The sequence below is a fragment of the Limnohabitans sp. genome (assembly GCF_036804465.1).
GTDB lineage: Bacteria > Pseudomonadota > Gammaproteobacteria > Burkholderiales > Burkholderiaceae_C > Limnohabitans.
The window spans coordinates 43,430-70,345 of record NZ_DAIRSK010000010.1 but is presented as its reverse complement, the minus strand read 5'-3'; the positions used below and the strand labels follow the sequence as shown (position 1 = coordinate 70,345).

The 26,916-nt window shown below is 55.5% G+C and carries 30 protein-coding genes; 17 read left to right on the top strand and 13 right to left on the bottom strand.

Annotated elements, in window-relative coordinates; translation table 11 throughout:
• Positions 1-20: 20 nt before the first annotated feature.
• From V7Q41_RS07065 to phnF, 3 genes are read right to left on the bottom strand one after another with little or no spacing between them, the layout of a single operon-like run.
• Positions 21-599 (bottom strand): phosphonate metabolism protein/1,5-bisphosphokinase (PRPP-forming) PhnN, encoded by a 579-nt coding sequence (locus tag V7Q41_RS07065; RefSeq protein WP_333844721.1) that lies wholly within the window; start codon positions 597-599, stop codon positions 21-23.
• Positions 596-1,318: a DUF1045 domain-containing protein gene (locus V7Q41_RS07060; protein WP_333844719.1), complete on the bottom strand. Its 723-nt coding sequence runs from the start codon at positions 1,316-1,318 to the stop codon at positions 596-598. The genes V7Q41_RS07065 and V7Q41_RS07060 overlap by 4 nt, the downstream gene beginning before the upstream one ends.
• Entirely contained in the window at positions 1,308-2,048 is a 741-nt protein-coding gene (gene phnF, locus V7Q41_RS07055; protein WP_333844717.1) for a phosphonate metabolism transcriptional regulator PhnF, read from the bottom strand. Before phnF ends, V7Q41_RS07060 begins: the two co-directional genes overlap by 11 nt.
• Before the next feature lie 74 nt (positions 2,049-2,122).
• Here phnF and phnG point away from each other — a divergent pair, with 74 nt between their 5' ends.
• The 12 genes from phnG to V7Q41_RS06995 all read left to right on the top strand — a co-directional run bounded on the left by phnG (position 2,123) and on the right by V7Q41_RS06995 (position 11,731).
• Positions 2,123-2,620 carry a phosphonate C-P lyase system protein PhnG gene (gene phnG, locus V7Q41_RS07050; RefSeq protein WP_333844714.1) on the top strand — a complete coding sequence of 166 codons (498 nt, stop codon included), beginning with the start codon at positions 2,123-2,125 and terminating at the stop codon, positions 2,618-2,620.
• Positions 2,617-3,234, top strand: coding sequence for a phosphonate C-P lyase system protein PhnH (gene phnH / locus V7Q41_RS07045; protein ID WP_333844711.1), 618 nt, complete (start codon positions 2,617-2,619; stop codon positions 3,232-3,234). The genes phnG and phnH overlap by 4 nt, the downstream gene beginning before the upstream one ends.
• 1 nt (position 3,235) lies before the next feature.
• Positions 3,236-4,357, top strand: a complete 1,122-nt coding sequence (locus V7Q41_RS07040; RefSeq protein ID WP_333844709.1) for a carbon-phosphorus lyase complex subunit PhnI — start codon at positions 3,236-3,238, stop codon at positions 4,355-4,357.
• The gene (locus V7Q41_RS07035) at positions 4,354-5,250 is read left to right on the top strand and encodes an alpha-D-ribose 1-methylphosphonate 5-phosphate C-P-lyase PhnJ (protein WP_333844707.1); all 897 of its coding nucleotides are present in this window, start codon (positions 4,354-4,356) and stop codon (positions 5,248-5,250) included. The genes V7Q41_RS07040 and V7Q41_RS07035 overlap by 4 nt, the downstream gene beginning before the upstream one ends.
• Positions 5,247-5,690 (top strand): GNAT family N-acetyltransferase, encoded by a 444-nt coding sequence (locus tag V7Q41_RS07030; RefSeq protein ID WP_333844705.1) that lies wholly within the window; start codon positions 5,247-5,249, stop codon positions 5,688-5,690. The genes V7Q41_RS07035 and V7Q41_RS07030 overlap by 4 nt, the downstream gene beginning before the upstream one ends.
• A gap of 1 nt (position 5,691) precedes the next feature.
• Entirely contained in the window at positions 5,692-6,480 is a 789-nt protein-coding gene (gene phnK, locus V7Q41_RS07025) for a phosphonate C-P lyase system protein PhnK (RefSeq protein WP_333844703.1), read from the top strand.
• 18 nt (positions 6,481-6,498) lie between these two features.
• Positions 6,499-7,215, top strand: coding sequence for a phosphonate C-P lyase system protein PhnL (gene phnL / locus V7Q41_RS07020; protein ID WP_333844700.1), 717 nt, complete (start codon positions 6,499-6,501; stop codon positions 7,213-7,215).
• The gene (locus V7Q41_RS07015) at positions 7,212-8,366 is read left to right on the top strand and encodes an alpha-D-ribose 1-methylphosphonate 5-triphosphate diphosphatase (protein ID WP_333844698.1); all 1,155 of its coding nucleotides are present in this window, start codon (positions 7,212-7,214) and stop codon (positions 8,364-8,366) included. The genes phnL and V7Q41_RS07015 overlap by 4 nt, the downstream gene beginning before the upstream one ends.
• 79 nt (positions 8,367-8,445) lie before the next feature.
• Complete coding sequence (gene phnC, locus V7Q41_RS07010; RefSeq protein ID WP_333844696.1) at positions 8,446-9,300, top strand: phosphonate ABC transporter ATP-binding protein; 855 nt, start codon at positions 8,446-8,448, stop codon at positions 9,298-9,300.
• A gap of 37 nt (positions 9,301-9,337) precedes the next feature.
• Entirely contained in the window at positions 9,338-10,282 is a 945-nt protein-coding gene (phnD, locus tag V7Q41_RS07005; protein WP_333844694.1) for a phosphonate ABC transporter substrate-binding protein, read from the top strand.
• A gap of 91 nt (positions 10,283-10,373) precedes the next feature.
• On the top strand, positions 10,374-11,171 hold the full coding sequence (gene phnE, locus V7Q41_RS07000; RefSeq protein ID WP_333844691.1) for a phosphonate ABC transporter, permease protein PhnE: 798 nt from the start codon (positions 10,374-10,376) through the stop codon (positions 11,169-11,171).
• Positions 11,172-11,179: 8 nt separating this feature from the next.
• The gene (locus tag V7Q41_RS06995; RefSeq protein WP_333844688.1) at positions 11,180-11,731 is read left to right on the top strand and encodes a phosphonate degradation HD-domain oxygenase; all 552 of its coding nucleotides are present in this window, start codon (positions 11,180-11,182) and stop codon (positions 11,729-11,731) included.
• A gap of 5 nt (positions 11,732-11,736) precedes the next feature.
• Here V7Q41_RS06995 and ugpQ read toward each other — a convergent pair whose 3' ends face one another.
• The 3 genes from ugpQ to asd all read right to left on the bottom strand — a co-directional run bounded on the left by ugpQ (position 11,737) and on the right by asd (position 13,969).
• Complete coding sequence (ugpQ, locus tag V7Q41_RS06990; RefSeq protein ID WP_333844685.1) at positions 11,737-12,486, bottom strand: glycerophosphodiester phosphodiesterase; 750 nt, start codon at positions 12,484-12,486, stop codon at positions 11,737-11,739.
• 218 nt (positions 12,487-12,704) lie between these two features.
• Complete coding sequence (locus tag V7Q41_RS06985) at positions 12,705-12,986, bottom strand: hypothetical protein (protein WP_333844682.1); 282 nt, start codon at positions 12,984-12,986, stop codon at positions 12,705-12,707.
• Positions 12,987-13,090: 104 nt separating this feature from the next.
• A complete protein-coding gene (gene asd, locus V7Q41_RS06980; protein WP_333844679.1) occupies positions 13,091-13,969 on the bottom strand; it encodes an archaetidylserine decarboxylase in 879 nt (292 codons plus the stop codon).
• A gap of 54 nt (positions 13,970-14,023) precedes the next feature.
• On the opposite strand from asd, the gene V7Q41_RS06975 reads away from it, so the two are divergent.
• Positions 14,024-15,655 carry an aminotransferase class III-fold pyridoxal phosphate-dependent enzyme gene (locus V7Q41_RS06975; protein WP_333844676.1) on the top strand — a complete coding sequence of 544 codons (1,632 nt, stop codon included), beginning with the start codon at positions 14,024-14,026 and terminating at the stop codon, positions 15,653-15,655.
• 56 nt (positions 15,656-15,711) lie between these two features.
• On the opposite strand, the gene V7Q41_RS06970 is transcribed toward V7Q41_RS06975, so the two are convergent.
• Positions 15,712-16,320 carry a hypothetical protein gene (locus V7Q41_RS06970; RefSeq protein ID WP_333844673.1) on the bottom strand — a complete coding sequence of 203 codons (609 nt, stop codon included), beginning with the start codon at positions 16,318-16,320 and terminating at the stop codon, positions 15,712-15,714.
• A gap of 147 nt (positions 16,321-16,467) precedes the next feature.
• On the opposite strand from V7Q41_RS06970, the gene V7Q41_RS06965 reads away from it, so the two are divergent.
• From V7Q41_RS06965 to V7Q41_RS06955, 3 genes are read left to right on the top strand one after another with little or no spacing between them, the layout of a single operon-like run.
• A complete protein-coding gene (locus tag V7Q41_RS06965; RefSeq protein ID WP_333844671.1) occupies positions 16,468-17,661 on the top strand; it encodes a glycosyltransferase family 4 protein in 1,194 nt (397 codons plus the stop codon).
• Between the two features lie 32 nt (positions 17,662-17,693).
• Positions 17,694-18,386 (top strand): hypothetical protein, encoded by a 693-nt coding sequence (locus tag V7Q41_RS06960; RefSeq protein ID WP_333844668.1) that lies wholly within the window; start codon positions 17,694-17,696, stop codon positions 18,384-18,386.
• A gap of 11 nt (positions 18,387-18,397) precedes the next feature.
• Complete coding sequence (locus tag V7Q41_RS06955; protein WP_333844665.1) at positions 18,398-19,342, top strand: cation diffusion facilitator family transporter; 945 nt, start codon at positions 18,398-18,400, stop codon at positions 19,340-19,342.
• Here V7Q41_RS06955 and lplT read toward each other — a convergent pair.
• From lplT to V7Q41_RS06940, 3 genes are read right to left on the bottom strand one after another with little or no spacing between them, the layout of a single operon-like run.
• Positions 19,324-20,565, bottom strand: coding sequence for a lysophospholipid transporter LplT (gene lplT / locus V7Q41_RS06950; RefSeq protein ID WP_333844662.1), 1,242 nt, complete (start codon positions 20,563-20,565; stop codon positions 19,324-19,326). The genes V7Q41_RS06955 and lplT overlap by 19 nt on opposite strands.
• Before the next feature lie 19 nt (positions 20,566-20,584).
• Positions 20,585-21,355 (bottom strand): UDP-2,3-diacylglucosamine diphosphatase, encoded by a 771-nt coding sequence (locus tag V7Q41_RS06945; protein ID WP_333844660.1) that lies wholly within the window; start codon positions 21,353-21,355, stop codon positions 20,585-20,587.
• On the bottom strand, positions 21,355-22,203 hold the full coding sequence (locus V7Q41_RS06940) for a GNAT family N-acetyltransferase (protein ID WP_333844658.1): 849 nt from the start codon (positions 22,201-22,203) through the stop codon (positions 21,355-21,357). The genes V7Q41_RS06945 and V7Q41_RS06940 overlap by 1 nt, the downstream gene beginning before the upstream one ends.
• Positions 22,204-22,347: 144 nt before the next feature.
• Between V7Q41_RS06940 and V7Q41_RS06935 the strand changes: the two genes are divergently transcribed.
• The gene (locus V7Q41_RS06935) at positions 22,348-23,106 is read left to right on the top strand and encodes a lysophospholipid acyltransferase family protein (protein ID WP_333844656.1); all 759 of its coding nucleotides are present in this window, start codon (positions 22,348-22,350) and stop codon (positions 23,104-23,106) included.
• Positions 23,107-23,112: 6 nt separating this feature from the next.
• Here V7Q41_RS06935 and V7Q41_RS06930 read toward each other — a convergent pair whose 3' ends face one another.
• The 3 genes from V7Q41_RS06930 to V7Q41_RS06920 are packed head-to-tail and all read right to left on the bottom strand — an operon-like array spanning position 23,113 to position 26,876.
• A complete protein-coding gene (locus tag V7Q41_RS06930) occupies positions 23,113-24,915 on the bottom strand; it encodes a TRAP transporter large permease subunit (protein WP_333844654.1) in 1,803 nt (600 codons plus the stop codon).
• Positions 24,915-25,940 carry a TRAP transporter substrate-binding protein gene (locus V7Q41_RS06925; protein WP_333844651.1) on the bottom strand — a complete coding sequence of 342 codons (1,026 nt, stop codon included), beginning with the start codon at positions 25,938-25,940 and terminating at the stop codon, positions 24,915-24,917. Before V7Q41_RS06925 ends, V7Q41_RS06930 begins: the two co-directional genes overlap by 1 nt.
• A 9-nt stretch (positions 25,941-25,949) precedes the next feature.
• Positions 25,950-26,876: a TRAP transporter TatT component family protein gene (locus V7Q41_RS06920; RefSeq protein WP_333844648.1), complete on the bottom strand. Its 927-nt coding sequence runs from the start codon at positions 26,874-26,876 to the stop codon at positions 25,950-25,952.
• Positions 26,877-26,916 lie beyond the last annotated feature (40 nt).

The window sequence follows — 26,916 nt, the reverse complement described above, 5'->3', positions numbered from 1 at the left end:
CGCCATCACAGGCATGCTGGTCATGGACTGAGGGGCCAAAGTCCCAGAGCCTCAAGCTGAATCAGCAGTTGCTGACCTGCCGCGTCTAAGGTGCTGTCGTTGTGCACTTCAACCAAGGCACACGCCGCGTCAACCTCAAGCGGAATGTGCCGCAACATCCGCGCCTCAACCGCTGACTCAGATTCGCGGCCTCTGGCCAACAAACGTTGACGCAACACAGCGGGCGAGGCAGTGATGTGCAACACCGTCAAGCCAGGATAGTCTCGCGCAGCCGTTGGCAGGTGCGCCCGTGAGCCATTCACCATCACACACCCCGTCGAATCTTGCAGACGCATGAGCTCAGCGTGTCGGATGCCATAGCGGTGCGTGTTGGCATCCCAATGCATGGCAAATGCAGCATCGGCCACCAACTGCTTAAACGTCGCGGCATCGACGCGCTCATGATCTTGTGCGCCAGGCTCAGCAAAGTTCAAGCGATCAATGGTACGGCGTGCCAAATACACAGGTGTTGATTTTGATGTGTGCTGGTGCAACCACGACAACACACTGTCTTTGCCAGCGCCAGAGGGGCCGACCACATAAATCAGACGGCGGTTCATGAACGCAACGCCACTTGGTCAAACAACACAAAATCCGCGCCACGCTCGGGTTCGACAAACAAAGCCAAACGATCGAAACGGCACACACCCAAAGGCGCAAAGTGCGCATGAGCCGCTTGCTGCCAAGCAGTGCGCTGCGCCTCGCTCAAGCCGTCGAGCTTGTGCGTGAGCGACAAATGAAATGCAAACTCATCCATCACATAAGGGTAGCCCCAAGCCAACATCAAACGGTCTTGCTCTGGCGTGAGCGGCGCCAGTCGACGACGCGCTAAATCGGCCTCGCTTAAGGGTTTGGCCAAACGGTGCAAAGCTGTCACGCACGCTGCTGCTGTGCTTTGGATACGCGACGCATCGCCCTCGGGCCGCAACGCCATAAAGCCACTGCGGGTGCTGACCTGCAAGGCTGGCAAGTCAAATGCAGTCAAGCTGTGCGCCAAGGTCTGCAACGCAGACATGACGGACTTTAAATTTTCGCCTGGCATGATTTTGAAAGGTGCTTTCAGCGTGGCATGCCATCCATAACGGCGAGGCTCAGCCGTCATGGCCCACTGCGCTTGCGTTGAAATGCCCGCCAACGTTGGTTGCACCACCGCTTGCCCCGTGGCTGCACAGCGCCCCAACCAAGCGCTGCCCGCTTGCCACCATGCAGAGTCAATGCGTGGCACAAAATACACCGCACAACGGTAAGGTGTGGCCAAATATTTTTCATCAAGAATCATGGTGGTTCACCGTCAATGTCACGCGGTCGCCCGCAAACCAAGCTTTGGAAAATTCGATCGGCACGCCCTCGGTGTCCACATTGACACTGGTCACCAGCAAGGCAGGCCGTGACACCGATTGCGCCAACAGCTCCGCCACATCTTTCTCAGGCAATCTTGCACTGATGCGACTTTCTTGCCGCAAATAATCTGCCACACCATGCCGTGCGAAGGCCTCGGAGATTGAACCTGTGTTGTGCACCTCTTGCGCTAAATTGGCAAAACGTGGCAGGGGGAAAAACCGCTCACTGACATGCAATGGCTGACCAGCGCCCTCGCCCAGCACTTGCAAATACAACAAAGCGCTGCCTTCAGGGACACACAAAGCCTTTGCCTCATCTGACCCCGCCTCGACCAAGGCGGACTTCAACACCTGCAAAGCGCCTCGCAAACCTGCATGCCGCAAACTGTGGCGATGACGTGTTCGTTTACCCAGCACCAGCTCCACCGCGAATGACGCCACAAACGTGCCGCGCCCTTGCGACGCATTGACCAAGCCACGTTGCACCAAACTGGCCAAGGAGCGCCGAATCGTGTGGCGATTCACCCCAAACTGCTGCGCCAAGCTGTGCTCAGATGGCAGGCGAACGCCGGGCGCATACACACCTTGACCAATGGCCTGCGCCAACTCGTTGGCAATGCGCGACCAAAAGCGGTCTGCGTCACGCGAGGTAGAAATTACATCCGTCATGAAAGTTACATATGCAATGCTTAAGCTTGCATCCAAGTATGAGTTGTATAGACAAGTGATAGGGTGCCATAAAGATGTTTCAGACGTTTGACACAAATTCTCCGCATGCGCGACAGTCATGGATGGCTTTGTTGGCCAGAGCCCCGCAGCCACTGCTTGACGCGGCACTCGCTGAACACACCCAGACCCAGCCCCAATGGCTGCGGCGCCCAGAAACGGGTTTGATGATGGTGCAAGGCCGCGTCGGCAACACGGGCGAGCGCTTCAACCTTGGCGAAGTCACCGTGACCCGTTGCGCCTTGCGCCTTGATACGGCAACGGCCGATGCGCCCGTAGGTGTGGCGTATGTGCTGGGGCGTAACCACCGACAAGCGCAGCTGGCTGCTGTGGCCGATGCCTTGCTGCAAGACCCCAAGCAACACCCTGTACTGGAAGCCAGCCTGCTCACACCGCTGCGCCAGCACCTACAAACACGGCAAGCCTCTCGCCATGCGCGCGCCCAAACCACCAAGGTGGACTTCCTCACCGTGGCGCGCGAAGCCGGTAGCCTCGACGCAGGAGACGAGGCATGAAAGCACAAGACTTGCAACACATCTCAGCAGGCTTTGACCACGAAGCCTTTGGCAGCCAAGCCGTGTTTCGGGCTGCACTGGATGCGCTGTCTCACCCCGGACGACCGTTTCAAATGCCCACTGACTGCGCCCTGCCCAAGCACGGCCAAGCCGCCGCCGCGGCACTGATGCTGGGTCTGCTCGATGCCGACACCCGCTTGTGGTTGTCTCCCACGCTGGCTCAAAAAGACGCTGCCGCATGGCTGCGCTTTCATACGGGCTGCCACATCGTCCCTGCGTCCCACGAAGCTAACTTTGTTTGGGTGGGCTTGGGTGATGCCTTGCCTGACTTTCAAAACCTGCGCTTAGGCAGCGACGCCTATCCCGACGAATCGGCCACCTGTGTGATTGAAACAGAGGACGTACAGGCGGATGTGGCGGGCTGGACGCTGCAAGGCCCAGGCATCAAAGACCAGCGCCACTTGCAGGTGACTGGCATTGCGCCTGATTTCACCCAACAGTGGTCACACAACCACGCCAGCTTTCCTCGCGGCGTGGATGTGTTTCTCACCACACCCACTCAGCTGGTTGGCCTGCCCCGCACCACACTGATCTTGAACACCCAGGAGGCCTGACATGTACGTGGCCGTCAAAGGCGGAGAAACCGCCATCCTCAACAGCTACAAGTTGCTCGCCGAGCAGCGCCGTGGCGACCTCACACAAGCCGAACTCAGTGTGGAACAAATTCGACATCAGCTCAAGCTGTCGGTCGACCGTGTCATGACCGAAGGCTCGGTCTACGACCCTGAGCTAGCAGCACTGGCCATCAAGCAAGCCAGCGGCGATTTGGTAGAAGCCATTTTTTTGCTGCGCGCCTACCGAGCGACCTTGCCGCGCCTAGGCAAAACCTGTGCGCTAGACACCGCGCGCATGCAACTCGATCGCCGCATCTCCGCCACCTTCAAGGACCTGCCCGGCGGCCAAGTGCTGGGCCCCACGTATGACTACACCCAACGGTTGTTGGACTTCACCCTGCTGGCCAATGCACACCATCAGACGCACGCCCATCACGCTGAGCCAACCCCAGAGGCAGCCATTCCAAGCCCACAACCCGAACCAGTGCCCCGCGTGGTCGACTTGCTCAACCAAGAGGGTTTGATCGAAACCAACCCCTGCCCGGCACACGACCCCGACCCCATGGACCTGACACGCGAGCCCTTGCGCTTTCCAGCCAATCGCGCCACGCGCTTGCAAAACATCGCGCGTGGTGACGAGGGCTTTTTATTGGCCATGGCGTATTCGACCCAACGCGGCTATTCGCACACCCACCCCTTTGTGGGCGAGGTGCGCGTGGGCCAAGTGGCCGTAGAAATTGAACCCGAAGAGCTGGGCTTTGCGATATCGATTGGCGACATCGAGATCACCGAATGCGAGATGGTCAACCAGTTTGGCGGCAGCAAAACAGAGCCACCCCAATTTACCCGCGGCTATGGACTTGCCTTTGGCCACAGCGAGCGCAAAGCCATGGCCATGAGTTTGGTGGACCGCGCCCTGCGAGCCGACGAGTTGGGTGAAGCCATTGAGTCGCCCGCGCAAATGCAAGAGTTTGTGCTCTCGCACAGCGACAGCCTAGAGGCCTCTGGCTTTGTGCAGCACTTGAAGCTGCCCCACTATGTGGACTTTCAGTCCGAGCTCGAGCTGGTGCGCAAGATGCGCACCACCCACCCCAGCAGCGACGCACCCCAGGAGCACACATGAACACGCCACAAACGGCTGTGGCCCCCGCCACCGAAATCCCCGACAACGGCCCTGATGTCAACTTCGCGTACTTGGACGAGCGCACCAAGCGCATGATTCGACGCGCCATTCTCAAAGCCGTCGCCATCCCTGGCTACCAAGTGCCATTTGGCTCGCGCGAAATGCCTCTGCCTTATGGTTGGGGCACAGGTGGCATTCAAGTCACCGCCTCGGTGATAGGCCCCAAAGACACACTCAAAGTGATAGACCAAGGCTCGGACGACACAGTCAACGCCGTCAATATCCGACGCTTTTTTGAACGCACCGCAGGCGTGGACACCACCACGCGTACCCACCTCGCCACGCTGATCCAAACGCGCCACCGCATCCCCGAAAAGCCTTTGGTTGAAGGCCAAATCATCGTGTTTCAAGTACCCGTGCCTGAACCGATGCAACGCTTGGAGCCTCGCGAGACCGAAACACGCACCCTGCATGGCTTGGCCGAATACGGCCTGATGCATGTCAAACTGTACGAAGACATTGCGCGCTATGGCCACATCGCCACCACCTACGACTACCCCGTCATGGTGAACCACCGCTACATCATGTCGCCCTCGCCCAACCCCAAATTTGACAATCCCAAAATGCACATGAACCCTGCCTTGCAGCTGTTTGGTGCGGGCCGCGAAAAACGCATTTATGCCGTACCACCCTACACCGCGGTGGAGAGCTTGGCATTTGAAGACCATCCGTTTGAAATTCAAAAGTGGACAACGGCTTGCGCCCAGTGCGGCTCTACCGAATCCTTTCTAGACGAAATCATCACCGACGATGCAGGCGCTCGCAGGCATGTGTGCTCAGACTCCGATTACTGCCAAACACGGCAAGACGAACCATCGTCGGAGGCCGCATGAGTGTGCTTGTGCGTCCAGCCACCGCCGCCGACTTGCCCAGTGTGTTGTCGCTGTATGCGCAGCCTGCCATGGACAACGCCAACGTGCTGTCCATTGAACAAGCCGAACAGTTGCTGGCTGAGTTCAGCCACTACCCCAACTACCGCTTGTTTGTCGCCTGTCAAGACGAGGCCGTCGTGGGCACATTTGCTTTGCTCGTCATGCACAACTTGGCCCATCAAGGCACACCCTCTGCCATTGTCGAAGACGTGGTGGTGAGTGAAGCACACCAATCCCAAGGCATTGGCCGCGACATGATGCACCACGCCATGGCGCTCGCCCGTGAGGCAGGTTGCTACAAATTGGTGCTGTCGTCCAACCAAAAACGTGAACGCGCCCATGCGTTTTATGAGTCGTTGGGTTTTCAGCGACATGGCTTTAGTTTTTCTATTGAGATGTGATATGCCTTCCTTAGACAACTCTCCCCCCTTGTTGCGTGTTCGCGGCTTGGCCAAAAGCTATGGCGAGCGCATTGCCATTCACGAAGCCAGCTTCGATGTGTGGCCAGGCGAAGTGATGGCGGTGGTGGGCGAATCGGGTTCGGGCAAGTCCACCCTGCTCAACGCTATCGCCGCCCGCAGCCGTCCTGATGCAGGCCAGGTTGAGTTCTTGAACCGCGATGGTCAGCTGCAAGACATCTACCAAATGACCGAGGCCCAACAACGCCTGTTGGCACGCACCGACTGGGGCTTTGTGCACCAAAATGCCGCCGATGGTTTGCGCATGGACGTGTCTGCCGGCGCCAATGTGGGCGAACGCCTCATGGGCTTGGGCGAGCGCCACTATGGCCGCTTGCGCCTGACAGCCCAAGACTGGTTGGCGCGTGTAGAGATTGACCCCGCACGCATCGACGACACGCCGCGCACCTTCTCTGGTGGCATGCGCCAGCGCCTGCAGATTGCGCGCAACTTGGTGACCCAGCCGCGCTTGGTCTTCATGGATGAACCCACTTCTGGTTTGGATGTATCGGTGCAAGCCCGCTTGCTTGATTTGCTGCGCCAACTCACGCGCCAAATGCAATTGGCAGTGGTCATCGTCACCCACGATTTGGCCGTGGCACGGCTATTGGCCCACCGCATGATGGTCATGCAAGGCGGCCATGTGGTGGAGGCGGGCTTGACCGACCAAGTGCTGGATGACCCCCAGCACCCCTACACCCAGTTGTTGGTGTCTTCTGTTTTGCAACCCTGATCCGTTTGAGAGAACCCCATGCTGTACATGAAAAAAGTGTCCAAGCGCTTCACGCTGCACCACCAACACGGCACCGAACTGCAGGTGCTCCACAACGTGGATTTAAACGTCTCATCCGGCGAATGCGTGGTACTTGACGGGCCTTCGGGCATGGGCAAGAGCACGCTGCTCAAGCTGGTGTATGCCAACTACCGCGCCAGCAGCGGCCTGATTGAGGTCTGCCAAGCCGATGGCCGCATGCTCGAGCTGACCCAAGCGACCCCCCGCGAACTGGTGCGCATGCGCCGTGACACCGTCGGGTATGTGAGCCAGTTTTTACGTGTCATTCCCCGCGTATCAGCGCTCGATGTGGTCGCCGAACCCTTGGTTGAGGACGCACCCGATCAAGCCCTCGCCATCGAAGCCGCGCGAGAGCAAGCCCGCATGTGGCTGACGCGCTTGCGCATTCCACAACGGCTGTGGGGTTTGCCACCGGCCACCTTCTCTGGCGGAGAACAACAACGCATCAACATCGCCCGCAACCTGATCAAACCTCGCCCCATCTTGTTGCTCGACGAGCCCACCGCATCACTGGATCCGGCCAACACCCAAACCGTGATTGAGCTGATCCATGAAACGGTAACACGCGGCGCTGCCGTGATGGGTATTTTTCATGACCCACAGGTGGGCCAAGCGGTAGCCACCCGCCACATCGATGTGACGCAATTCAGAAACACCACCAAGGACAACGCATGAGCACCCCCGTTTTCAAAAACGCCCAATTGGTTTTGCCTCACGAGGTGGTGCGAGGCAGTGTGTCGGTGGCCGATGGCTTGATCACGGCGGTGGACCAAGGCCCCGCCTCACATGCACAGGGCTGGGACTTGGAAGGTGACTACCTGATGCCTGGTTTTGTAGAAATGCACACAGACAACTTTGAGCGCCACCTCATGCCCCGTCCCAAAGTCCAATGGGCCGAATTGCCCGCCTTGCTCGCGCACGATGCCGAGGTTGCCGCAGCTGGCATCACCACTGTGTTTGACGCCTTGGGCGTGGGCGACGCCGACCCTGACAGCTTGCGCGGTAGCACGTGGACGGCAGTGATTGACACCCTTGACACCTGCGCCCGTGAAGACTTGCTGCGGGCCGATCACCACCTGCATGTGCGTTGCGAACTGCCTGCGCCCAACACCATCGACTTGTTCGCGCCCTTTCATGACCACCCCCGATTGGCGCTCATCTCGTTGATGGACCACACACCCGGCCAACGCCAGTGGGAAAACATCGAGGTGGCCCGCGTGTACTACACCGGTAAAAAAGGCTGGTCGCACGAGAAGTTTGAACGCCAAGTGGCCATTGCCGCCGACTTGCAAGCCCGCTATGCCGCGCCCCACCGCGCCTATTTTGTGAACTACTGCCAAAGCCACGGCATTGCGCTGGCCAGCCATGACGACACCACGGTGGCCCATGTGCAACAAGCCCATGCAGAGGGTGCCAGCATGTCTGAATTCCCCACCACCCTGCTGGCAGCCCACACCGCACATGAGCACGGCATGCTCAACGTCATGGGCGGCCCTAACGTGGTGCGCGGTGGTTCGCATTCGGGCAATGTGGCGGCGGCTGATTTGGCACGACATGGTTTGCTGGATATTTTGTCGTCTGACTATGTGCCAGGCAGCTTGTTGAGTGCGGCCATGCGCTTGGTTGGCGATGACATTTTGTCGCTGCCGCAAGCCATTGCCACCGTCACGCACCACCCCGCACGAGCCACAGGGCTTCATGACCGGGGCCAAATTGCAGTCGGGTTGCGGGCTGATTTGATCCAAGTTCGGGTGGTGAATCTGCCAAATGGACAACACCACGCGGTGGTGCGCGCCGTTTGGCGCGAGGGACAACGGGTTTTGTGATTTTTTTGTATTGTCAAAAGCCTGTCACACAGGCTCTGCACACTCTGTTTGTACAGACAACTATAAAAAGGTCGCTGCCATGTCGCTGCGCATTCAAAAACTCGACAAGCACTTTGCCAACGGCAAGCACGCTTTGCGTGACATCAATTTGCATATTGGCGACAGCGAAATGGTCGCCCTTATTGGCGCCTCTGGCTCAGGTAAATCAACGTTGCTACGCATGGTGGCGGGCTTGTTACAAGCCGATGCTGCACCAGGCTCTCTCATTGAAGTCAATGGCCTGTGCGTGCAACGCGAAGGCCGCATTGCCAGCAATGTGCGCAGCATTCGCTCGCAAGTGGGCTTTGTGTTTCAGCAATTCAACTTGGTCGACCGCCTGCCTGTGTTGGTCAATGTGCTGGTAGGACGCTTGCACGACATGCCTTGGTGGCGCGGCGTGATGGGCTGGTTCAATGCCCACGAGCGCTCAAGAGCCCTTGAAGCCCTAGAGCGCGTGGGCATTCTGGAGTGCCACGCCCAACGCGCCTCTACCCTCTCAGGCGGCCAGCAACAACGCGCAGCCATTGCTCGCACCTTGGTGCAAGGTGCCAAGCTGGTGCTGGCCGATGAACCGATTGCATCTCTGGACCCCGAATCGTCGCGCAAAGTGATGGAAATTTTGTCTACCATCCAACGCGAAGATGGCCGCACCGTGGTGGTGTCGCTCCACCAAGTGGACATGGCCATTCGCTATTGCCCGCGCATCATTGCCCTGAACCAAGGCCAAGTGGTGTACGACGGCCCCTCAGCCAATCTCACGCCCGCGTTGTTGCGCGAACTTTATGGCATGCAAGCTGATGAATTTTTGAGTGGCGGTGAATTGCTCTCCAGCTCACCTGAACATCACCCTTCGCCCACTTTGGCTTGGTCGAATACCGTCGCGCAAGCGGCTTAATTTTTTCTCTTTTTTCAACCCCTCGGAGCTTTTAGCCATGTTTAAGAAAACCCTCACCGCCTTGGCCTTGGGCCTGAGCATCACCAGCGCCATGGCGCAAGACATCAACTTCGGCATCATCTCCACCGAAGCCACGCAAAACCTGAAGGCCGACTGGCAGCCTCTCATTGACGACATGGAGAAGCAAACCGGCCTCAAGGTCAAGGCGTTTTTCGCCCCTGACTACGCCGGCATCATCGAAGGCATGCGCTTCAACAAAGTGCATATCGCTTGGATGGGTAACAAATCTGCCATGGAAGCGGTGGACCGCTCCAACGGCGAAGTGTTCGCACAGATGGTGAACGCCGACGGCACCCAAGGCTACTACTCGCACCTGATCGTGCACAAAGACAGCCCTTTGAACAACCTGAACGACATGTTCAGCAACGCCAAAAACCTGAGCTTTGGCAACGGTGACCCCAACTCGACATCGGGCTTCTTGGTCCCCGGCTTTTATGTGTTTGCACAAAACAAAGTGGACGCCAAGTCCGCTTTCAAAGTGGTGCGCAACGCCAACCACGAAACCAATGCCTTGGCTGTGGCCAACAAGCAAGTGGACGTGGCCACCAACAACAGCGAAAACCTGGACAAGCTCAAAGAGCGCCAGCCAGAAAAAGTCAAAGACATCAAGATCATCTGGACCTCGCCTCTGATTCCTCTGGACCCCATGGTCATGAGCAAGAACTTGCCTGAAGCCACCAAGGCCAAGATCAAGACCTTCTTCTACAACTACGCCAAGACCGACGCACGCGAAAAAGAGATCGTCATGAAGATCTCTAAGCTGTCTGGCTTCAAAGTGTCGACCAATGACCAACTCAAGCCCATCCGCCAGTTGGACCTGTTCGGTCAACGCAACAAGATCGACACAGACTCCACCCTGTCAGATGCTGAAAAGAAAACCAAACTGGCCGACATTGACCAGAAATTGGCAGCCTTGAAGTAATTCCTCTGTTCGACAGATCCATCGGCTTCTTCCTGCACCGCGCGTGCGTGAAGAAGCCGTCTTTGCTTTGAGTGAAGTTCCTATGTCCCTGATGACCCACCCCCCCTTACACGCACTGGCTCACACGGCCGGCACCAAACGCAGCCTGACTTGGTATTTGACCTGGGGTTTTATCCTCGTGTTGTTGGCCGCCTCTTGGGAAGGCGCTGACATGCGCCCTGTCGAGTTGTTCCGCGACTCCAGCAACATGGCCAGCTACGCCGCAGACTTCTTTCCGCCCAACTTTCGCCAATGGCGGCTGTATGTCGAAGAAATGGTGATCACCCTGCAAATCGCCTTGTGGGGTACGGCCTTGGCGGTGGTGACTGCGGTGCCCATGGCCTTGTTGGCCTCAGCCAACATCGTGCCTTGGTGGGTGTATCAACCTGTGCGCCGCTTGATGGATGCGTGCCGCGCCATCAACGAAATGGTGTTTGCCATGTTGTTTGTGGTGGCGGTGGGCTTGGGTCCGTTTGCGGGCGTGTTGGCCTTGTGGATTCATACCTCGGGCATTTTGGCCAAGTTGTTTTCAGAAGCGGTTGAAGCCATTGACCCTCAGCCAGTGGAAGGCATCCGTTCCACAGGCGCAACGGCGCTGCACGAAATTGTGTACGGCGTTATTCCTCAGGTCATTCCCTTGTGGATTTCATTCACGCTGTACCGCTTCGAATCGAATATTCGTTCCGCTTCAGTGGTGGGCATGGTGGGTGCAGGCGGCATTGGCGTGGTGTTGTGGGAAATCATTCGCGGCTTTCAGTACGCCGAAACCTGTGCAGTGATGCTGATCATCATCGTCACCGTGAGCATCATTGATTTGATATCTTCGCGTATTCGTCAACATTTTGTGTGAGCTAATTCATGTCACTGAACTTGCAAGAAGTCCACGACCTGCTGCTGCGGCGTGGCCAAACTCAATACGGCTTAGAAGCCGTCAGCCAACTCGAACATGCGCTGCAATGCGCTCACCTCGCAGAGCAAGCGGGCGAAACCGCTGACACCATTGTGGCTTGTTTGCTGCATGACTTAGGCCATTTGTTGGCGGCTGAGCGCGAAGGCGCAATGGAGCAAGACACGCACAAAGATGATTTGCATCAATTCATCGCGCTGCCCTTCATTCGTGGGCTGTTTCCAGACGCTGTGCTCGAACCCATTCGCATGCATGTGGACGCTAAGCGCTATTTGTGTTGGTGTGAGCCGACCTATTGGGACGATTTGTCGATGGCCTCCAAACGCAGCCTTGAGCAGCAAGGCGGTGTGTTTGACGAAGCGCAAGCCCACGCCTTCATCGCACAACCCTACGCCGAAGAAGCGGTGCGTCTGCGCCGCTACGACGACCTGGCGAAAGTCAAAGACAAGCAAGTGCCAAGGCTAGAACACTACCAAGCGCATTTGGCTGCAGTGGCAATCTGAGGTCTTCAAAGAGAAGGGTTGAACTGGTCGACGCGATCGGTGATCAATCCGTCGACTTGCCATGCGCGTAGTTGATCGGCAAACTCTGGCGCATTGACCGTGTAAGCCAAACAGCGCCATCCATCCGAATGAACTTGTTTCACCATGGCTTGGTTCAAGAGTTTGTAGTGAAAGACCACCGCGCAGCATTCAAGCGCTGCAGCAGTCTCACGCCACCCGTCCCACAAGGTATCGAGCAACAACCCCCTCGGTAGATGTGGTGCTGCAATTTTTGCAGCGCTTAATGCCTCTGGTTTGAATGAAGTGAGCAAGGGTGCGACCTCGCAATCAGCCCACAGCGTGGCTGCCTGACGAGCCACCACATCGCCAGTCAGCGCGTCTGTGCCAGGCGTCGGTTTGATTTCAATGTTCAGGTGATAACCATTTGCTAAACAAAACTCAGCGATGTCTCTCAAGCTAGGCAATGGCTCACCCGCAAAAGTGCTGGAATGCCAAGCGCCTGCATCCAACTGCTGAAGATGCGCCCAAGTTTGCTCGCCCCCTACCCCATGGCCATTCGTTGTGCGCTCTAAAGATGCGTCATGCAACAAGAAAACCACACCATCGCTGCTGAGTTTGGCGTCACATTCAAACATGCGATAACCATGCTGCGCTCCCACGCGAAAGGCGGCTAGGGTATTTTCAGGCGCCAGTTTGCCAGCACCTCGGTGTGCGATCCAGCGTGGATATGGCCAATTCTTCAGTGCGTCACTCATACAAGCTCCTTGCGTAAACCAGTAGCCAAGTCAAACCAATGCAGCTCATGGCTGCGCGGCGTGGCACGCAAAATGTGTATTGTGGAATTTATTCTATCTTTATCAAATGACAGTGCTGTGAACACCCAATGAAATTCAGACGAGAAAAAGGGAAGACACCTGAAGGAGTCTTCCCCAGAACACACCCAGATGCGTGTGTCATTGGTGCATCAGCACTGTCAAGCAGCGTGAGCTTCGTCTGAATCGTCGTCTGCCAACTCATCGCTTTCGATCACAGCCATCTCAGCGTACTGATTGGCCACGAGCTTGTGGCGATAAGCCAAAAACACGTGTGAGTTACGGGCCTCTTCATGGCCTTGGTCATCTGCATCAGCAGCCAATGAATGGTGCTTGGCGGCTTGAGAATAGTGCAAGGCTGCAATGCGGTGGTAGTCAGCCAAGGACTCGTATTCCTCTTCATCTTCGTGGATTTCAGGATCAAGGTTGTGCTCATTGGTCATTGAAAAAGCTCCATGTAGATTGCAGCGGATTGCTGCATCCCCAAGGATGAACGCCTAAGGTGAACCTTTGGTGACATTCACAAATTAAATGACCGGTTGCAGACCTAGTTCTTCACCAACAGCGCCTCGCCCATTCGGATGCGCTTGCCGTTTTCAATGCCTGCGGCCAAGGCGTAGCCAGGCGGCACAAACACCAAGATGGTGGAGCCGTGCTCGAACCAGCCCATCTCTTGGCCCTTGCTGTAGTGAGCATCGCAAGGGATGTCGTTGGGGCCTTTGTAGCGCAGGTTCAGCAACACATCGACAGCATGAAAACGCATGCTGGCCACCAACACGGCGGCCACAGGCACGATCAAAAATGGCGTGCCTTCGGCCGTCTTCATTTGCAACACGGCGCGTTCGTTTTTGCAAAACAACTCTTTGACTCGGGCCAAAGCAATGGGGTTGACGTTCCAGGTGTCACCTGAGATGTAGGTCACGTGGCTCAGGTGCGCATCGCACGGCGCATGGAATCGGTGGTACATGCTGCTGGTCAGACGCATGGTGACAAAGGTGCCGCCCTCTAGCGCGCTGGGCCAACGCTGAGCCAAGTCGGGTGAGCTCAACAAACTGTCCAAGGTATAAGGAAAGCCTTTGGCCTGAAACACCATGCCATCACTGATCACGCCGCAAGCGCCCACGATGCAGTCGCAAGGCGAGCTCATCACGGCTGGATTGGGATCAATCGGGCGCAGGCCGGGCTTTAACTCACGCGTGAAACACGCGTGCAAGGTGGCAAATGTTTGTTGCTTGGATTCGGACAAATCCAAATCTGTGAACCAACGCCAGACCGCAATCGACGCTTTCACGATCAAAGGGTTACGCAGCTGGCTCCACCACCCCATGAATCGCGTGAGGGTGATGCGGGGAATTCGGTTGGTGACTAAAAAGTTGAGGTCTTCTTGCAGCATCAAATTTTGAAATTTATCGCGGATCTTCATCATTTTGTCACTTAAATTGAATAAAACAGAAACATCTCTAACACAAGGAAATTGACTGTGAACACCACTTTGATGAGCTTGGGCGCTCTGGCAGCATTCACGCCGTCGATCTATCGACGACTTCAACTCTCTCGGGCCAAGCACCCTTCTCTGGCTGGTCACTCACGCATGGCCAAACGACTGGCGCGTTTGTTGCCCGGCTACCATTTTGACGAAGAAGTGTTCTTTAAATGTGACAACGCGCCACTTGAGATACAAAATCTACGCCGCCAAGCCTTCTTCAAAATTGCAGAGGTGCTCAAAGCCCGCCACCCCTTGAGCATCCAAGCCAGCGCGGCGGCCCGTGAAGACATCACGGACATGCAGTTCATCGCGGCCTACCGCGTGCCCTTTCAATTCAGCCCCTTGGTGCAAGAGCACCTCAAGGTGGGCTCTTTCTTGCAGTCAGCCAGCGGCGTGCATGTGACAGACTTGGATGGCCAGTCGTTTTATGACCTGACCGGCTCCTATGGCGTCAATGTGTTTGGTGCGGACTTTTACAAAAAAACCATGGCCGATGGCCTTGCCAAAACACAAAGTTTTGGCCCCACGCTGGGCGTCTACCACCCCTGCGTCGCCAGCAACGCCGCGCGCTTGAAAACCATCTCGGGCATGGATGAGGTGTCGTTTCACATGTCGGGCACCGAAGCCGTGATGCAAGCCGTGCGCTTGGCGCGCTACCACACCAAGCGCAAAAACTTGGTGCGCTTTTGTGGTGCTTACCACGGCTGGTGGGAAGACGTGCAGCCTGGCCCGGGCAACCCCATGCCTCCTCGCGAAACCTACACCTTGAGCGACATGAGCGAGCGCAGCTTAGAGGTCATTCGCACGCGCAAAGACATTGCCTGCGTGCTGGTCAACCCGCTACAAGCCCTGCACCCCAACGTCAACGCACCTGGCGACTCCACCTTGGTCGACAGCAGCCGCAAAGCGGCCTATGACCGTGACGCCTACACCGCATGGCTGCACAAGCTGCGCCAAGCCTGCACCGACAACGGCGTGGTGTTGATTTTTGACGAAGTCTTTTTGGGCTTTCGCTTAGCGCGCGGCGGGGCACAAGAATATTTCGGCGTGCAAGCCGACTTGGTCACTTACGGCAAAACCCTGGGCGGTGGCTTCCCCGTGGGTGTGGTGTGTGGCAAGAAGGAATGGATGCACCGCTTTCACCCCGATCGCCCAGCAGACATTTGCTTTGCACGCGGCACGTTCAAAGAACACCCCGCGGTGATGGGTGCGATGGCGGCCTTTTTGGATGAGATCGAAACACCAGAAATTCAGGCCATTTACGACGGGCTAGACGAGCGCTGGAATGCGCGCTGCAAGATGTTCAATGACGCCATGAAGGCCCACGACATTCCCCTGCAAGCAGCCAACATGTCCAGTGTGTGGACGATGTTCTACACACAACCCAGCCGCTACAACTGGATGCTGCAGTACTACCTGCGCGTGCAAGGTTTGGCATTGAGCTGGGTGGGCACAGGCCGCCTGATCTTTAGCCTCAACTACAGCGACGCTGACTTTGAGGCTGTCTTGCAACGCTTTGTGGCAGCCACCACGCAGATGAAGAACGATGGCTGGTGGTGGTACTCGCCCGAGATGACCAACAAGAGCATTCGCCGCAGCATCTTGAAGGAAACTTTGTTCAGGTAAAGCAAAAGGCGTTCAGGTCCTCAAACCTGAACGCCTTGGTCTTGGGGGCGAAGCGCTTAGTTGCTGGCCTTCAAGAACTCTTGATCGAATCGCTGACCACGCAGCAACTGAAACGGTGCCTTGTGGTACAGGTACACATCATGAAAGGGGTCGGTGACGATTTTGGTCATCCACACCAAGCCAGTTTGTACATCTTTGATGAAGCACAGATGGATGGTGCGAAACAACAAACCACCCACACCCAAAGCCAACCATGAGTAACCCACTGCCTCTGAAAACTCCACCCATGTTTCATGGGTTGGCACCACATCAAGCGAGCCTGGGAAGTAGTAGATCACCAAAGGCAACAGCACCCAAATGCTCAGCAAAATAACTTTGCGGCGCAAGTTGTAGCCCACTTTGATTTCTTCTTTGAAGTCATTGGTGGCTTCATTCACATGGTCATAGCCCAGTGGCTCAAAAAAGAAGTGGCCCGATTGACGCGCTGTCATCGAAACCAACCAAGCCAACAAAGCAGCCCAAGCAGGGTTCACAAACAACAAGGCGTAGGAAACCAAAAAGCAAAGTGCACTGAGCAAATGCAAAGACTGGTTGATGCGGCAGTGGTGGTAGTAACGGTGGTCATCCCAGCGTTGAATGCGCAATTCTTCTAGAAAGTTTTTCACGTCTGTTCCTCATGTGTTTCAAGACACAGTAATGATGTCTCTGTCATGTGAAAATTTGGTGACAACTAAAAGAAATATAGATGAAATTATTTCCAGCCATCACCAAGTTGTCATCAAGTTGTTAAATTAATTAGCCATCATGGGTGTATGGACTTAACAAGCACGCCCCCTATTTTGGTCGAAAACTTCGAACCTGCGCAACGTTTTTTACGTATTGCAGTTGTGACAGAAACATGGCCGCCAGAAGTCAATGGCGTGGCAGTGACGCTCTCTAAGCTCATCCATCACCTAGGGCAACGACAGCACACCATCCAAGTGATCCGTCCGCGTCAAGACAAACATGATGCAGGTGTTGAAAACGCGGGTTGGTCTGAACTGCTGCTGCGAGGCTTACCCATACCCCGCTACCCCCAACTCAAGCTAGGGTTACCGAGCAAAAAAGCGCTGATCAAAGCTTGGAGCACGCGCCGTCCCGACTTGGTTCACATTGCAACCGAAGGCCCATTGAGCTGGTCTGCCCTGCAAGCAGCGCAGATACTTCGGCTGCCCGTGACTTCTGATTTCCGCACCAACTTTCACAGCTATTGCCAACACTACGGCGTAGGCTGGCTCAGCAAGCCCATCGTGGCTTACTTGCGAAAATTCCACAACCGAACTGCCTTCACCATGGTGCCCACCTTGGCCATGAAACACCAACTTGAGACCATGGGTTTCAAAAACCTCAAAGTGGTGGCACGCGGCGTGGATACGCAACTCTTTCACCACAACAAGCGCAGCCTGGCCATGCGTGAAAGCTGGGGCGTCACCCCAGACACCATGGTGTTGCTGTCTACAAGCCGTTTGGCCGCAGAGAAAAACCTCAACCTGACGATCCAAGCCTACCAAACGCTTTTGGCGCAGGGTAGAAAAGTCAAGATGGTGTTTGCTGGCGATGGCCCCATGCGTGCCCTCACCGAGGCCAAATGCCCCGATGCTGTTTTCGTGGGCATGTGCACGCATGAGCAATTGGCCACGCTTTATGCCAGCGCCGACTTGTTGCTCTTTCCTAGCCTCACAGAAACCTTTGGCAACGTGACACTGGAATCGCTGTCATGCGGCACGCCCGTATTGGCCTTTGACTGCGCAGCCGCAGGGGAGTTCATTCAAGACCGAAAAAATGGTTGGCTGGTGCCCAGTGACGAGCCGCACACCTACTTGCAGCGCGCACTCGAAATCACACAATCTAGCGCCACACTTGAGCAGGCACGAGAATTCACGCGCCCCAGTGTGGCGCACTTGGGCTGGGATGAAATCGCAGGCCAAGTGGAAACCATTTTTCAACGTGCCATCGAACTGGGCTAAGCTAACCAAGGCTTATTTTTCCCTCGTTCATCATGCGACACCTTGCAATTTTCCTGTCACTGATCATTAGCTTTTCTGCCTTTGCAGCCCGCCCTTTCATCACAGATGATGCGCGGTTGACCACGGCTGGAAGCTGCCAGCTAGAAAGCTGGACCCGGGTCTACAAAAGCAGCCTTGAGAAATGGGCCCTGCCCGCTTGCAATCTGAGCGGCAATTTTGAAATCACAGCGGGTGGCGGCAGCTCCAAAAACTCAGGTGAACCCGGGCTCAATGACTATGTGTTGCAAGGTAAATCTTTGTTTCGCGAACTCAACACCAATGGATACGGTTGGGGTTTGGCGGTGGGTCATATCAACCACCCCAGCGCAGCAGTTGGCCCCAACAGTCTGGGCAACACCTATGCCTACATTCCTGTGTCAATTTCCACGCTCAATGACAAGGTCATCTACCACACCAACATTGGCTGGTTGCGAGACAAACTCACGCATGAACATCGCATGACGTATGGCTTTGGCGCAGAAATTCAAACAGGCGAAAGAATGACGCTGATTGCTGAAGCCTTTGGCGACCACAAAGCCAAGCCCTTCTGGCAAGCGGGTGCACGTTTTTCCTTGATTCCCAATTTGTTACAAATCGACACCACGATAGGTCAGCAATACAACGGCTCAAGCAACACCCGCTGGATCTCGTTCGGTCTGCGCTACATTCCAGAATCTATTTTCTAAATCACCCACCTATGAACTTTTCTGAGTTCGAGCACGACTCGGAAGTATCGCCATCAGATGCCCAGGCGCGCTCGCAAGCGGCTTCGCGTTGTACCTGGGTGAGCGTAGGTGTCAACTTGGTGCTCACCTGTGTGCAAATTGCAGCGGGGATTTTTTCTAAATCTCAAGGCTTGATCGCTGACGGCATTCATTCCTTGTCAGATTTGGTGGCCGATTTCGTGGTGCTGATCGCCAACCACCACAGCCAAAAAGATGCCGATGAAGAACACCCCTACGGCCATCAACGGTTTGAAACTGCAGCCTCTTTGATTTTGGGTTTGCTGCTGTTGGCTGTGGGCGTTGGCATGCTGTTTTCGGCGGTTGACAAAGTTCAACATCCTGAGTCTTTGCAACAAGTCCATGTGCTGGCAATTTATGTCGCGGCAGGTGCGCTGGTGGCCAAGGAGTTGTTGTTTCGCTATATGTTGACGGTGGCAAAACAAGTCAAATCTAGCATGTTGGTGGCCAACGCTTGGCATGCAAGGTCTGATGCTGCTTCATCTTTGGTGGTGAGCATTGGCATCGCAGGCAACCTCTTGGGCTACCCCATTCTTGACCCCATTGCAGCCTTAGTGGTGGGCCTGATGGTCACCAAAATGGGGTGGCAGTTTGGATGGGATGCCTTGCACGATTTGATGGACCGCTCGGTCGACGAGGCTGAAGTGGTGGCGATTCGACACACCTTGCTGGAGACACCTGGCGTCAAAAACACCCACGACATCAAGACCCGAAAAATGGGCGACATGATCGTGGTCGACGCACACATCGAAGTGGACGCGGCCATCACGGTGGAGGCAGGTCATGACATTGCGGTTGAAGCCAGGCGACGCGTCATGCAACGCCACCGCGTGCTTAACTTGATGGCCCACATCGACCCTTGGCAAAAGCCAGATGCAGATCACCTCTCACGCACTTGACGCCAGAGCAGCAAGCACAGCGGCGTTATGCCGGCGATCAAGACGGCGGCAAACATCAGCATGATCCACGACAGCGACACGCCAAAGGCCAGCAAGCCGCTGTAAATACCCAGCATCACCAGCACACTCATGTTTTCGTTAAAGCCCTGGACAGCAATGGAACGGCCAGAGCTCAACACCTGCATGCCACGGTGTTGCAACAAAGAATTCATGGGCACCAACAACATGCCACCAGCCAGACCCGCACACAGCAGCAGCGGAATGGCCAACCAAACTTCTGTGACCCACACCATCACGGGCAGCAACACGGCCAGCAGCAAACCCCAAGGCAAGGATTGACGCGCAGAGTGCAACTTGAAGCTTCGGCCAGCCAAAAAAGCGCCCAAAATCACACCCAGGGCGACCAGTGCTTGTAAGTAAGCGCCTGACTTCAAGGTCAACTTCAAAGTTTGCTCGGCCCACAACAACACCGCAAACTGCATCACCGCGCCCACCCCCCAATACAAGGTGGTGACGTACAACGAGACACCGCCTAAAGGATCACGCCAAAGCCTCAGGTTGGTTTTCCAAAAAGCGCTCCAGCTGATGGACTGCCAAGTCATGGCCACCATGGCCACACGCCTTTGCATGGGCCGCAAGCCAAAGTTCAAGGCTGCCGCTGTCACATAGACGCACAACACCAAGGCCATCGCTGGCAAAGTTTGGGTCTGAACCAAAACACCCGAGGCAAACGAGAACAATTCGGCAAATTCAGCTGCAACGCCAGATTCCGTCAAACCCGTCAAAGCCCCTCCTAGGGCAATGCCAAACACCGCCGACAGCACCACGGACGCCTCAAGCCAGCCATTGGCGCGCACCAGCAAGCGAGGTTCTACTGATTCAGTGGCCAGCCCGTATTTGGAAGGTGCATAGACCGAAGCAGCCAAGCCGATCAAGGCAAAAGCCAGCATGGGCTGCACGCCTAGGAGCAACAACAACACGCCCACCATCTTGAGGGCGTTCATGTAAGCCATCAAACGGTTCTTTGGAAAAGCGTCTGAAAAAGGCCCCACCAAGGAGGCCAACAGCACATAGGCCAAAGTCAACGAAAACTTCAACAAAGGGGCCCACCAACCTGGGTAACCCTGCTCGTTCAAAAAGTAGATGCCAAGGATGAGAAGCGCGTTATCAGCCAGACCCGATGCAAACTGTGCACCGATCAAAAAATAAAAACCTTTGGGCATTCAGCTTACAACTGGCGTATCAAGCTACGTTGACTAATTCGGGGTTGGTAACCAACACAGGTTCAGTTTCCCAAAAGATCAAGGACAACTCGCCAGATTCGCTCTCCACCAAGGCGCTGCGGCTTTCCACCCAATCGCCATCGTTGCAATACAAAACACCATCCACGTCACGAATCTCTGCGCGATGAATGTGACCGCACACCACACCTTGATAACCGTGTTTGGCAGCCTCATGCGCGACAGCTTTTTCAAAATCGGTGACGTAGTTCAACGCTTTTTTCACCTTGTGCTTGAGGTAAGCCGAGAGTGACCAATACGGCAAACCCAAACGACCGCGCAAGTTGTTCAAGTAACGGTTGAGCTTGAGGGTGAACTCATACAAATAGTCGCCCACATAGGCCAGCCACTTGGCTTGCTGCACCACGGCATCAAAATAGTCGCCGTGGATGACCCACAATTTGCGACCGTCGGCGGTTTGATGCACCGTCTCTTCCAACACTTCAATGCCACCGAAATGGTGATTTAAGAAATGGCGCGCAAACTCATCGTGGTTGCCCGGCACATAAATCACACGCGTGCCTTTGCGCGCTTTGCGCAAAAGCTTTTGAATCACGTCATTGTGTGCTTGCGGCCAGTACCAACGGCGGCGCAATTGCCAGCCATCGATGATGTCGCCGACCAAATAGAGATAGTCGCTGTCATGCTCTTTCAAGAAGTCCAGCAAAGCCTCAGCTTGGCAACCGGGTGTGCCTAGATGCAAATCGGAGATGAAGATGGCTCTGTAATGCATCACGCACCCAAGAAGTGTTTGCGATAACGCGGGGGCATGTCATTGATTTTCATCAACATGGGCAGATCAGCTGTGTTGAAGTCTGGATCCCAGGCGGGTGCGCCCAATACTTTGGCGCCCAAGCGCAAGTAACCTTTGATCAACGCAGGAGGCTCAAACGCGGGGTTCACTTCCCACTGCTCCACAGGCAATGCCAAACGTGGTGTGACTTGATTTTCGATGTCAGCCAGATGTGTTTTCTTGAGTTGGTGCCAAATGCTGGCAGCCACTTCGCCGCTCACCACGCCTTGGTGCAACATGGGGATGCTGGCACAACCGATCATCACGTCTAGCTTGTTGCGCACCATGAACTCAGCCAAGGCGCCCCACAAGGCCATGATCACGCCGCCGTGGCGATGCTCTGGATGCACGCAGCTGCGACCGAGCTCGACCATGCGTTCGCGGTATTGACGCAAACGCGTCAGATCAAACTCCAGGTCCGAATAAGTGCTGCCAATGCGTTTGGCTTGGGCGGGTGTCAACACACGGTATGTGCCGATGACTTGCTCAGTCACATCATCTCGAATGATCAAATGTTCACAAAAGTCATCAAATAAATCAATGTCGTGACCGGGAATGCTGTCCTTCAAACGAGCGCCCATCTCAGTGGCAAACACGTCGTAGCGCAGACGTTGTGCCTCACGCACCTCATCTTGGTGCTTGGCCCACTCAACGATCAGGGTTGGACGTGTTTGAGTTTTTTGGGCAGAGACAGCAACTTCTTGAGTGTCATGATCGTTTCGATGAAGTGACCCCCGGGGCACATCGATGAACGACAAAGGCATCGTTGGATTTGGCAGTTCTTTCATGGTCTGTCCTTAATGAATCAATAACAAGGATTCTTGACAAAGCATGTGAATTCACCGCGAAGGTTGTGTGAAATATTCGTGACAAAATGAATTTCTAAATTCACCAAAATGTCACATATCAAAACTAAACTCATCCCCCTAAACATGTTGATGAAATACTTACGCCTCCTCTATACCTTTGGCGATGCCTTTTGGATTTTGTGGATCAAATTTCCTCGCTTGAGCCAAGAAAGCCAGCTTGAAGAGATCCGAAACTGGTCACAAAGAACTTTGGATGTATTGGGTGTCCAAGTGGTGCACGACACCTCTCTGCGCGTCACCGCTCAAGACGCTTCGCCCCGCTTGCTGGTAGCCAACCATGTGTCTTGGGTCGATGCGCTGATCATTCAAACCATTCAACCCAGCGTGTTTGTGGCCAAAGCTGAGGTCAAGCGTTGGCCCATCGTTGGCAGCATTGCAACTGGATGCGGTGTGGTGTTTGTCAACCGTGGCTCGCCAGCCTCTGCCCGCAACATGGTGGATGAATTGTCGAAAGCTCTGCACCAAGGCTATTGCGTGGCCGGCTTCCCCGAAGGCACCAGCAGTGATGGTGGTTCGGTCAAGATGTTTCACGGCAATTTGTTTGAAACAGCTGTCAAACACCAAATCCCTGTGCAACCTGTGGCCATCCGCTACAGCAACCCGCACACGGGTTCGATGTGTTTGAAAGCCGCCTTCATTGATGACATAGGATTTGTCCAATCCCTGCACCAGGTGTTGAGCGCTAGCGGCATTCATGCCAAAGTTTTGATAGGCGAGACGCTCTCGCCTGAAGGACATTCGCGAAGAAGCTTGGCACACTTGGCGCAACGCAGCGTCAGCAGTCAACTCGAGTTGCTCAGCACACAGCCCAAAGCGAATTGATAGAGCTTACTTAGGCGTCGACATCAGCAAACTAGGCAAACCTGTGGCGAGCAACGGTAGCCAAGAAATGAACAAGGTGCCAACAAAGATGGCTAGCAAGGCGGGTGCCACCGAGGCAGCCACCGTGCGAATCGGCTGTTTGAACACCGCAGATGCAAAGTAAATGTTCATACCCGCGGGGGGACACAAAAAGCCCATTTCCATGTTGGCTAAAAAGATGATGCCAAAGTGCACAGGGTCAATGCCGTAGCTGATCGCCAAAGGCAACAACAAAGGCACCAACACCACAATGGCAGCGTAGATTTCCATCAACGCTCCCGCAGCAAACAAGAACACATTGAGTGCCAGCAAAAACACCCATTTGTTTTGCGTAACGCCTTGTACCCAATCGGTTGCCAAATCTGGAATACCAGCATCCACCAAATAGTTGGTCAGACCCAAGGCCATGCCCAAGATCAACATCACACCGCCAATGATTTGGGTGCACTGCGAGAGGCAATCGCCTAGTTTTTTGGCATCCAATTCATGGTGCGCAAACGCTTGGGTGAGCACCGCATAAATAGCAGTGAGCGCAGCGCTTTCGGTGGGCGTGGCCAGGCCGCTGGCCAAAGAACCAATAGCCACCACCGGCGCCAACAGCTCCCACTTGGCTTGCCATGCAGCCTGACGCAAGGCAGACATGCTGAACTTGGATGAGCCGCTTGATGTTGAACCCACCACGTCTTGGCGCAAGTAACCCCCAAAAATCAGCAAACACACCACCATGACCACGGCTGGCACGATGCCCGCCAAAAACATGGTGTTGATCGGCACACGCGCGATGATGGCATACATGATGAGCGGCACCGATGGGGCCAACAACACACCTAAAGCACTGGCACTCGTCACCAAGCTGATGCCCTTGCGTTCGGGGTAGCCCACGCCTTGCAACAGCGGCAGCAGCAACCCGCCCAGAGCCAAAATCGTCACGCCACTGCCACCCGTGAAGGCGGTGAAGCAAGAGCACAGCACCGTGGCCGCAATCACAGTGCCTATTTTTCCGCCACCAAACAAGGCCACAAACACAGCGCCCAAACGCTGAGCGGCACCCGTGCTCGCCAAGATCAATCCCGCCAAGGTGAACAAAGGCAAGGCCGGCAACGAGGGGTTGACCGTAATTTGGTAATGCGACAAGGCAACAGAGGCCAAGGGCAAACCATCCTGCCAGAACAATGCCAGCGCCAAACCACCCAACACCACAAAAATAGGTGCACCACATGCCAGCAGCAACATCAGTCCAAACAACCAAGGCCACAGCGGCAGCACTTGCCCATCAAAGCTCAAGGCCAGCCACGCACCCATCAAAGGCGCAGCCACTGCACCAAGCCACCGCAGGCCCCAGTGCTGCGCGCAACGCGCACCGAGCTTGAATCCAAGCAATGCAAAGCCGATCGGCATGGCTGCTTGAAACCACCACACCGGCACGCCATAGGCCAGCATTTGCTCGGCCGTCATTTCGCTGAGCACCAGCTGGCCGCTGGCGCACGCCAACACACCGCACACCGCGGCAGCACCCAACTGACCCACTGCATAAAAACGCGGCACCAACACACCCAAACTGCTGAGATGGCCAAAGCGCTCAGCGGCAATGGCCCCAGCCATGGCCATGAGCAAGCCTAAGTGCTGCACCACCACCGGCGCGTTTTCCACACCCTTGCCCATCATGGGACGAGCCAAGATTTCAACCAAAGGGATCAAGGCCATCAAAGCCAACGCCAACGCCGCCAGCATGGTGTCGGCCTGCGTCAGGCCTTTGAGAAGCCTCACCATTATTTACCTTTGCCCGCGCGGTAGACCTTCAAGTGGCGAAACACCTCGTCAAAGGTCTCAGCCGGCACCAAGGTGCCGCGAATGCGGGGGTACAGCTTATCGGCCAAGTCGTTCCAAGCGCGCATTTGTTCGGCATTGGGTTTGTTGACAATCAGCCCGCGCTTTTTCATGGCGTCCACAGCCTCATCCACTTCAAGCCGCGCTTTGGCACGCAATTGCACACCCGCTTTGTCACCCGCAGCACGCACCGCCAATTGGGTCTCTGGGCTCATGTCGTCCCAAGCTTTTTTGGTCACCACCAAGGCGCCCACAATGGGGGCCCAGTTGATTTCCAACATATGGGGAGCCATGGTGTAGACCTGGCTGGCCAAGGCAAAGTAAGGCGTGGACGGCACCACATTGATCATTCCCGTTTGCACCGAGGGCAAGATGTCGCTGGTCTCAAGCGGCACCGGCGTGTAGCCCATGCTCTTCATGATCTCTTGTTGGTCGGCCTCGCCACCCCACGCAAAAAATTTCATCTTCTGGTAGTCGTCAGGCTTGAAGGCGGGTTCTTTCGAAAAGAAGCGCACCCAGCCTGCATCCCCCCAAGCCAACACCACAAATCCTTTGTCAAGAAACTTTTTCTCCATGGCAGGACGCATTTTTTCGCGCACGTAGTCCACTTCTTCCCATGTTTTGAACAACAAGGGCATGGATTGCAAAGCAGCAATGGAAGGCTCAATTTCACGCAGTCCCACCACCGACAGCAAGGCACCTTGCAATTGACCAATGCGCATGCGACGGGCCAACTCGGTCTCACCGCCTTGGCTGCCATCGGGATACACCACAAACTTGGCATTACCGCCTTGGGCGTTGCGCCAGACCTCACCCACCTCCATCAACTGGCGGTGGTAGAGCGAATTTTTGGGGGCCAAGGTGCCCAAGCGCAACTGACTCGCAGGGGCCGACCAAGACGTGGTTTGCCCGCACAACAAACCCAGGGCCACGCACACTTGCAAAAAAGATTTCAACAACTTAGACATTCACGGCTTTCAAAATAGGTCATCCACGGATGAGAGCAACCACTGCGCACGTTCGCGCATCACTTCATTTTGCAGGCTGCGGTGCTGTTGGCTGATGTCAATGGCTTGCCTCAACAACTGCTCAAACTGTTTGCGATCCTCAGCGGGCAATGCCACGCCCTCAGCTTTGGCCACAAATGGCCCCGCCTCTTGCCCCTTGCCAAACGCAATCGCTTGGTCGTAATAGGCCAAGGCTTTTGAGCGAGACCCCCCCACCTTGGCACTTTCCAAGGTTCCCATCAAACTGGCCAGGGCACCTTGTCCATACGCGGGCTCTACTTGCCAAGCCAACTCGGCCAAGCGCATGGACAGCGGCAAATCAGCCACCACTTCGGGATCGTCTTTGGACATTGAAACCCAGCCCCCCAATGATGCAGCAGCCCAATAGGCCAAGGGCACTTGGGCTGGCGTCAAACGGGGTTGTTGTTTGGCGTCCGCCTGTCGCAAAGCAACAGCAAAGCCAGGCTGGCTGAGCTCGAGCGCCCGCATGGCATGGCGATGTGCGCGAGCATACATGCGTCCTGCGCGTAAGCGCATGTCCGCTGCGATGGGGGGACTTTTGGCATCCATCTTCTCAGCATCAAAGGCCACAAAGGCGTAGGCGTATTGCGTAAAACCGGCCGACACCGATTCGGCTAATTTCAAGTGGCCAGGGGTTTGTATGAGCACCGACTCAGAGAACTTCAAATAAAAAGCACTGGCCTCACGTGCGAGTTGAAGATCATCTTCATTGGACATGCCCTGACCCGACAAGGCTTGCGCAGTCTGGTCCAACACAAAAGGGCGCACAGCACAGCCAGACAAGATCAGACATAGGGCCAAACAAGAAATGAAGCGATAAGTAATAAGCTCACCTTTTGGAGTGCGTTGCAATGGCAAATCTAAAATGTAAGTCATTCATGTGAATATTCAGTGACAAAGCGTCATGAAGTTGAAA

Bases quoted from the DNA above. Each gene is read 5' to 3' on its own strand.
- phnF (WP_333844717.1), bottom strand. From the start codon at position 2,048: ATGACGGATGTAATTTCTACCTCGCGTGACGCAGACCGCTTTTGGTCG.
- V7Q41_RS06995 (WP_333844688.1), top strand. From the start codon at position 11,180: ATGTCACTGAACTTGCAAGAAGTCCACGACCTGCTGCTGCGGCGTGGC.
- V7Q41_RS07040 (WP_333844709.1), top strand. From the start codon at position 3,236: ATGTACGTGGCCGTCAAAGGCGGAGAAACCGCCATCCTCAACAGCTAC.
- V7Q41_RS06945 (WP_333844660.1), bottom strand. From the start codon at position 21,355: ATGCATTACAGAGCCATCTTCATCTCCGATTTGCATCTAGGCACACCC.
- phnD (WP_333844694.1), top strand. From the start codon at position 9,338: ATGTTTAAGAAAACCCTCACCGCCTTGGCCTTGGGCCTGAGCATCACC.
- phnC (WP_333844696.1), top strand. From the start codon at position 8,446: ATGTCGCTGCGCATTCAAAAACTCGACAAGCACTTTGCCAACGGCAAG.
- phnK (WP_333844703.1), top strand. From the start codon at position 5,692: ATGCCTTCCTTAGACAACTCTCCCCCCTTGTTGCGTGTTCGCGGCTTG.
- V7Q41_RS07015 (WP_333844698.1), top strand. From the start codon at position 7,212: ATGAGCACCCCCGTTTTCAAAAACGCCCAATTGGTTTTGCCTCACGAG.
- V7Q41_RS06925 (WP_333844651.1), bottom strand. From the start codon at position 25,940: ATGTCTAAGTTGTTGAAATCTTTTTTGCAAGTGTGCGTGGCCCTGGGT.
- V7Q41_RS07060 (WP_333844719.1), bottom strand. From the start codon at position 1,318: ATGATTCTTGATGAAAAATATTTGGCCACACCTTACCGTTGTGCGGTG.
- V7Q41_RS06935 (WP_333844656.1), top strand. From the start codon at position 22,348: ATGTTGATGAAATACTTACGCCTCCTCTATACCTTTGGCGATGCCTTT.
- asd (WP_333844679.1), bottom strand. From the start codon at position 13,969: ATGATGAAGATCCGCGATAAATTTCAAAATTTGATGCTGCAAGAAGAC.
- V7Q41_RS06940 (WP_333844658.1), bottom strand. From the start codon at position 22,203: ATGAAAGAACTGCCAAATCCAACGATGCCTTTGTCGTTCATCGATGTG.
- V7Q41_RS07065 (WP_333844721.1), bottom strand. From the start codon at position 599: ATGAACCGCCGTCTGATTTATGTGGTCGGCCCCTCTGGCGCTGGCAAA.
- V7Q41_RS06930 (WP_333844654.1), bottom strand. From the start codon at position 24,915: ATGGTGAGGCTTCTCAAAGGCCTGACGCAGGCCGACACCATGCTGGCG.
- phnL (WP_333844700.1), top strand. From the start codon at position 6,499: ATGCTGTACATGAAAAAAGTGTCCAAGCGCTTCACGCTGCACCACCAA.
- V7Q41_RS07035 (WP_333844707.1), top strand. From the start codon at position 4,354: ATGAACACGCCACAAACGGCTGTGGCCCCCGCCACCGAAATCCCCGAC.
- V7Q41_RS06920 (WP_333844648.1), bottom strand. From the start codon at position 26,876: ATGACTTACATTTTAGATTTGCCATTGCAACGCACTCCAAAAGGTGAG.
- phnE (WP_333844691.1), top strand. From the start codon at position 10,374: ATGACCCACCCCCCCTTACACGCACTGGCTCACACGGCCGGCACCAAA.
- phnG (WP_333844714.1), top strand. From the start codon at position 2,123: ATGTTTCAGACGTTTGACACAAATTCTCCGCATGCGCGACAGTCATGG.
- phnH (WP_333844711.1), top strand. From the start codon at position 2,617: ATGAAAGCACAAGACTTGCAACACATCTCAGCAGGCTTTGACCACGAA.
- ugpQ (WP_333844685.1), bottom strand. From the start codon at position 12,486: ATGAGTGACGCACTGAAGAATTGGCCATATCCACGCTGGATCGCACAC.
- lplT (WP_333844662.1), bottom strand. From the start codon at position 20,565: ATGCCCAAAGGTTTTTATTTTTTGATCGGTGCACAGTTTGCATCGGGT.
- V7Q41_RS06965 (WP_333844671.1), top strand. From the start codon at position 16,468: ATGGACTTAACAAGCACGCCCCCTATTTTGGTCGAAAACTTCGAACCT.
- V7Q41_RS07030 (WP_333844705.1), top strand. From the start codon at position 5,247: ATGAGTGTGCTTGTGCGTCCAGCCACCGCCGCCGACTTGCCCAGTGTG.
- V7Q41_RS06985 (WP_333844682.1), bottom strand. From the start codon at position 12,986: ATGACCAATGAGCACAACCTTGATCCTGAAATCCACGAAGATGAAGAG.
- V7Q41_RS06955 (WP_333844665.1), top strand. From the start codon at position 18,398: ATGAACTTTTCTGAGTTCGAGCACGACTCGGAAGTATCGCCATCAGAT.
- V7Q41_RS06960 (WP_333844668.1), top strand. From the start codon at position 17,694: ATGCGACACCTTGCAATTTTCCTGTCACTGATCATTAGCTTTTCTGCC.